This is a genomic window from Pseudomonas serbiensis (assembly GCF_030580745.1).
GTDB lineage: Bacteria > Pseudomonadota > Gammaproteobacteria > Pseudomonadales > Pseudomonadaceae > Aquipseudomonas > Aquipseudomonas serbiensis.
On sequence record NZ_JAUQOO010000044.1, the window covers coordinates 1 to 5,915 of the forward strand.

Genomic DNA, 5,915 nt, shown 5'->3' on the forward strand with positions numbered 1-5,915 from the left:
GCGTCAGGCGTGGTTTTTCAAAGTCGTAGTCGCGGCGGGTGGTGCGGCTGGTGCGAGTCTCCAGGCGCATGTCGAAGCGCTTGATCACCGGGTCGTTGGCGACCATGCCGGAGTCTTGCTGATAGGCCACTGGCGCGAGTTTCGGGAACACCGTCTGGTCATCGCCGAACACCAGCTTGTGGCCCGTGTTGCTGTGCTGGAAGTGGTAGTGAATCCCTTCTTCTTCGCACAGGCGCTGGATGAAGTGCAGGTCCGATTCATCGTATTGAACGCAGTAGATGCGCTCGGGATAAACCGACCCGACTGTGAATGCGTAGGCGTTGCTCTGGATGCCATGTTCTTCAAGGACCTGGGCGATGATTTTCGGCACGCTGAGGTTCTGGAAGATACGTTGGTTGATGCGGTGCGCCAGGTAGGATAACTGCGGGCGCAGGGTCACCGAGTAGCGGGTCAGGCGTTTGCCGGAGTCACCCTGGGCGGCGCGATAGATCTGGCCGTGAATGCCACTGCCGTCAGGCGAAAGTTGCAGGAAGGCAGGTTTGTGCAGGAGCGTTTCGAGGTCCAGGGACGGCTGCTCACTGACCAGTTCGACGTCGAACACGAACGGTTGGCTGATGGCTTCCCGCCCGGTGAGGGACAGGACCTGAAGGTCGCTGTTGAGTCCTTCTACGGTCAGGCTGAAGTGAGTCTGATTGGCCGGCGCGAACATCCCTTGTTCCTCAATTCTGGAAGAGCGTAAACAACATCGACCAGCAGAAGCTGGTCGATGCTTGAAGCGTCAGCCGTTATCAGGCGACAGGCGAGCGCCAGTCATCGGAGCCCGAAGTGCCGGAGACTTCGTGGGTCCAGGTGATTTTGCGGTAGGTCATTTCGATGTCTTCCAGGTGCGTGAAATGCGCGTTCGCAGGGTCCTGGCAGTTGTGCATGTAGTCCTTGGAGCTGACGAGGATGGCGTCTTCCAGAACGGTGGTGTAGTAGTGCTCTTGAGTACCTTGAGCGGAAGTGCGGAACCATTTGATTTCGACTTTGCTCAGGCGCTCGCCGGAAGTCAGTGCCGCTTGCAGCAGAGGCGAGGACTTGTCGAACACTTTGGTGATTTTCACAGGTTTGTGAACGCGCTGGCCGGTAGGCTGGCCGGACTGAGGGTCACGCGGGATGATCACGTCGTGATGGAAAGCCTGGACCATTACTTCGTCTTCGTGGCCTTCCTGAAAGGTGTTGCCCACGGAGTCGGCGGTGAATGCGCCGGCAGTGATCAGGCCTTGTTTTTCGCCGGTGATGGACATGTACGCGGGTGTAGCCATGGGGGTGCTCTCCTTGCTGAAACATTGAGTGTCCCGGGAGGCGAATTCGCCAGGTGGGTGGCGATTACAGATCAAGCTTCGTGCCAGATAATATATTTACTATATAAATCATATAGATGGGTGTTTTGTTGTCGGGTTTTCATGATTTTCACATGGAAAACCCCTTAAAAGTGCGCAAGAAGTTGCGCAGTGGTGCGCAACTTTTTGCGCACTCGTCTGTAAGCTTTTAATTGCAAGGGTTACAGAGGTCTATCCACAGGATACTCACAAAAAAGTGCGCAACTTCTTGCGCATAATGGCTATGTGGCATGTCTCGTCGTGGGAGTCAATTCATGCGCGAAAAAACCACTCGGTTGTACGAGAAATCGAGATCTGTTTTGTATATCCCTTTGAGAATTATCACGCCCGCTGGTGAGTCATGGGAGAGTTGGTTCGAGGGGGAAGGGGGCAGCCCGTACGCGAGTTCACAACACCTTGTCCAACCCGAAGCGCTTCCTCAACCCTCCCTCCAATAACCCTTTGGGCAGCAGCCATGACATCAGCGGCAAGACCCGCGAGCCGTTGCCCAGGCGCAGCAGGCGGGGCGGGTTTGTCTGCTGGATGGCCTTGAGCAGTTCCCGGGCGAAGTCGGTAGCGGGTGTCGGGTTGTCCTGGGAGGCTTTGGCTCTGGCGCGAATGCCTTCGCGGATGGGCCACCATGGGGATTGTTCGCTGATCAGTTGCTCGGCTTCATGAGTGGCATTTTTCGCGAAGCTTGAGGCGATGGCGCCGGGCTGCACTTCCATGACCTGAATCGAAAACGGTGCCAGTTCCAGACGCAAGGCATCGCTCAGTGCATGTACCGCTGCCTTGGATGCGCAGTAGGCGCCGGCAAATGGCGTGACCAGCACCCCCGAGACGCTGCCGATATTCACCACCAGCCCCTTGCTGCGCCGCAAGGCTGGAAACAGTGCTCGGGTGACGCCGACCACCGAAAACACATTGGTCTCGAATTGCCGTTGCATGGCTTCGACGCCTCCGTCGAGCAGTGGCCCCATGGCGCCATAACCGGCGTTGTTGATCAACACATCCAGCCCGACGCTTTGTTGTTCAAGGTCGGTGGCCAGACGTTCAAGGGCGGCGCTGTCGTTGACGTCCAGTTGCACGGCGCTGAAACCGGCAGCGTTTAGGCTGGCGACGTCTTCAGCCTTGCGCGCCGTGGCCCAGACTTGATAGCCCGCGTTTTTGAAAGCGTCCGCCAGAGCCCGGCCAATGCCGCTTGAGCAGCCGGTGATAAGTGCTGTGGGCATTTGGTTTTCCTTAATCCGAGAAGCTGCCTTGTAGATGTTCGGGACGAAACTCCAGGCTTTGTGGGCGATAGCCCGGCCGCAACGGCGGCAACGGCAGGCAGTCCTGCCACTGACTGCCCGGCTGCAATACACCGGGGCCACTGTAATGCGGTGCAGTGTAGGCATCTTCAGCGAGGTTCACGGTATCGCCGGGGGCATAGGCCGCCACGCGCCAGCGTAGTTCGCGCAGGGGAACCGTGTTGGTATTGTCGATGAGCACCAGCAAGGGTTTGCCTGCCGGGCATTGTTGCGGCGCGTAATCCAGACGCAACCCCAGGCGCTCCAGTTGACGCGCTTCGCGGCTGTCCTGCCAGATCACGACGGTAGCGACTACCCCCAGGCCTGCGGCAGCCGCCAGTGATACCGGCAAGGCTTTTGCCGGATAGCGCAGCAGCAGGATGAGCCAGGTCAGGATAAGCACAATACCAATCAGCATGATGTGCATCTCGTCAGCATGGAAGCTGGCATCGTACCGAAAGGCAGGTGGGCTTTACCAATGGCAGTCATGAATGACGGGATATTCTGCCTGTCCCTGTTGTGTCGAGGTTAATTCTTCAGGTCGCAGCCTAGACAATGCTGTACTCGATGGACTCTTTGCCCGCCACCCAGATATCAGGCGTTATGCTGAGAAAGACCTGAATCCTGGCCTTGTCGCCAGGCTTGAACGCCTTGAGGATTTCGTTCTGTTTGACGGCATCAATCGAATCTTTTCCCTGTTCAAGGTTGAGCCGGGTCGAGATGATTTTGCCACTGTTGTCCGGGGTGGAGAATGTCATCAACACTTCATGGAATGCCCCGTCCTCGAAGCCCGGTAGTACAAGCGTGAACCCTTTGTTGGCGATGAGGGCGCTCAGTTCTGCGCGCTCGTTTGCTTCGCGTATATAGGGCTGTGTGACAGACTCGGAGACGGCCCCATCACTCAACGGTATTGTGAATTGTGTGGTTTCAGATGGATTTTCGGGGGTGTTGATCTCGACCGTTACGCCAGTAACGTCTATGCCTTCGCTGCTCATTTTTGACTGTCCTGAAAGATAGAGTGTTTTTATAGGTGTGTTATATCGATTGGTAATTACGTGCTGTCTTATCGCTACTCTCGTGTCGAGAGGCTTAAGCAAGCCCGGTAACTTTCAGTCAAGCCTGTTTGCCGAGGCTTATGACATGGAGCGATGAGTGGGGGAGTATGTGTGGCTACAAGCTACAAGCTACAAGCTACAAGCTACAAGCTACAAGTTCGCAATTGGCTTGAGGCTTATAGCTTGAAATTTGACGCTTACCTGCCACTTGTCCGGGCCAGGCTTTTACCCATTGCAGGGATGAGTGGCTAGATAGCCCGAAGGATTCCTGACCTGTTAACTATTCACGCGGCAGCATTTAAACGATGTTGTACTCGATGGAGTCTTTACCGGCCATCCAGATATCACCATAGACCCTGAGAAACACCCGGATCCTGGCTTTGTCTCCGCGCTTGAACGTGCCGGTGATTTGGTCTTTTGTCACGGTATCAATCGAGGCTTCCCCTGATTTGAACGTAATCAAGTTCGAGTTGATGTTAGCGCTATAGTCCAGTGTGGAAAAAGTCATGATCAGCTCATCAAAGATCTCTTCCTTGAAGGCCGGAAGTACCAGGGTGAACCCTCTGTTTGCAATGCTGAAATCCAGTTCTGAAGTTTCGTTTGCCTCGCGTACATAAGGCACCGTGATAGCCTCGGAGGGAGTGGCGTCACTCAGTTGGATTTGCAGGTTTATAACGTCTGATTTGCTTTTGGTAGTGCTCATTTAATATCATCCTGAAATAATTTTATACAAGGTGTAATAAGGTTTTAGTATGGGGTGCTTTTGGTAAGTGTCTATTTGATGGCCAAGTGTTACTTCCATGTTGTAATGTTTGAGCAAGGTTAAGAGTATCTTGAAGGGCATGTCTACTGTCATTTGTGACAGGAAGCGACAGTCGGATATGTATAGGGTTAATGGTTTCAGGGTGTAAGGTTTTTGAAAAAATAAGTTGCGGATTGTAATTGTGGGGGGCAAGTGGGTAAGTTGCTTAAAGCTTAAAGCTTAAAGCTTAAAGCTTGCCACCTAAAACTCCACCTATCCGAAACTTTCTCTGCGCTGGCAACCGCTGAACTAGTCTTCATGCAGTGACTGGCAGAGGTTCACGCCATGGATGGCTTATCCGCAGATCTACATCGAGACACACCGACGCTCGCGGTCGTTGATCCGCGGCGTCTGTCTGTGCGCTCCGTGGCCTGGTACCGCAAGCAAGCCAATGATGCGCCTGCCTTGCGTATCAATCGCTCGCTCTTTGATCCGGCTGGCCGGCCGATTGGCAGCCACGACCCCAGGCTCTGGGAAGAAGGCGCGCCAGCCAATCTCGTCAATGTTCATTCCCTCAGTGCTCAAGTGCTGGCCAGCGAAAGCGTCGATGCCGGTTGGCGGGTTTCGTTGCTGAGCGAAAGTAGCGAAGTGCTGCAAGCCTGGGACAGTCGAGGCACTGTCCGGCGTGTGGAATATGATGAACTGCTCAGACCAACAGGTGTTTTTGAAAATGACCGCTGCATTGAGCGTCTGGCGTATGGCGATGTTGATTCAGTTCCCCACAACCAGTGCGGCCAGTTGATTCGTCACGACGACCCGGCAGGCACGTGTTTGAATATCGAGTTTGGCCTGACCGGCGCAGTGATCGAGCAGACGCAGCATTTTCTCAAGGACTTCACCAGCCCCGACTGGCCCGAATCGCTGTCAGAGCGCGACGCCTTGCTGGAACCTGGTAGCGGCGCGACCACGGGCTGGGCTTATAACCCGCTCGGCGAGGTCATCGGGCAAACCGATGCGCAGGGGAATGTTCAGCGCTTTGCCCAAACGGTGGCAGGTGAGTTGCACTCCTGCCATTTGCAACTCAGCGGGCAGCCTGAGCAGATACTGGTCAATGAGATTCTCTACGACGCTCAAGGCCGTGTGGAGTCGGAAACGGCAGGTAATGGCGTAATCACCACTGCTCGGTATGGTGATGAAGACGGCTGGCTGCTTGAGTTGAAAGCGATACGCAGCGCCGGTGAGTTATTGCAGGGCCTGGCTTACGACTACGACCCGACGGGTAATGTCATCCGCATCGAAGATCGTGCCCAGCCGATCCGGTACTTCGCCAATCAGCGCATAGAGCCGGTTTCAACGTATCAATACGACACGCTGTATCAACTGACAGAAGCCACGGGTCGAGAGCTGGCGACGGTCAATCACGGCCCCGTCTTTGCAGATTTTCAGAGCCCAGCGGACCCCGCACAAC

At 55.1% G+C, this 5,915-nt stretch carries 6 protein-coding genes and 1 pseudogene; 1 reads left to right on the forward strand and 6 read right to left on the reverse strand.

The features are described from left to right. The 6 genes from tssI to Q6A51_RS27135 all read right to left on the reverse strand — a co-directional run. The coding region (tssI, locus tag Q6A51_RS27110) for a type VI secretion system tip protein TssI/VgrG (protein ID WP_304576169.1) at nucleotides 1–709 on the reverse strand (709 nt) is incomplete at its 3' end. A 79-nt stretch (nucleotides 710–788) separates the two neighbouring features. Further along, the gene (locus Q6A51_RS27115; RefSeq protein WP_025258081.1) at nucleotides 789–1,304 is read right to left on the reverse strand and encodes an Hcp family type VI secretion system effector; all 516 of its coding nucleotides are present in this window, start codon (nucleotides 1,302–1,304) and stop codon (nucleotides 789–791) included. 464 nt (nucleotides 1,305–1,768) lie between these two features. Beyond that, entirely contained in the window at nucleotides 1,769–2,593 is an 825-nt protein-coding gene (locus Q6A51_RS27120) for an SDR family oxidoreductase (protein WP_304576170.1), read from the reverse strand. A gap of 10 nt (nucleotides 2,594–2,603) precedes the next feature. Beyond that, entirely contained in the window at nucleotides 2,604–3,068 is a 465-nt protein-coding gene (locus tag Q6A51_RS27125; protein ID WP_095067213.1) for a multidrug transporter, read from the reverse strand. Between the two features lie 130 nt (nucleotides 3,069–3,198). Then, on the reverse strand, nucleotides 3,199–3,645 hold the full coding sequence (locus Q6A51_RS27130) for a hypothetical protein (protein WP_025258707.1): 447 nt from the start codon (nucleotides 3,643–3,645) through the stop codon (nucleotides 3,199–3,201). A gap of 358 nt (nucleotides 3,646–4,003) precedes the next feature. After that, nucleotides 4,004–4,408, reverse strand: coding sequence for a hypothetical protein (locus Q6A51_RS27135; protein WP_304576171.1), 405 nt, complete (start codon nucleotides 4,406–4,408; stop codon nucleotides 4,004–4,006). 384 nt (nucleotides 4,409–4,792) lie between these two features. Between Q6A51_RS27135 and Q6A51_RS27140 the strand changes: the two are divergent. Beyond that, nucleotides 4,793–5,915, forward strand: a pseudogene (locus tag Q6A51_RS27140) (RHS repeat domain-containing protein); the annotation flags it as partial.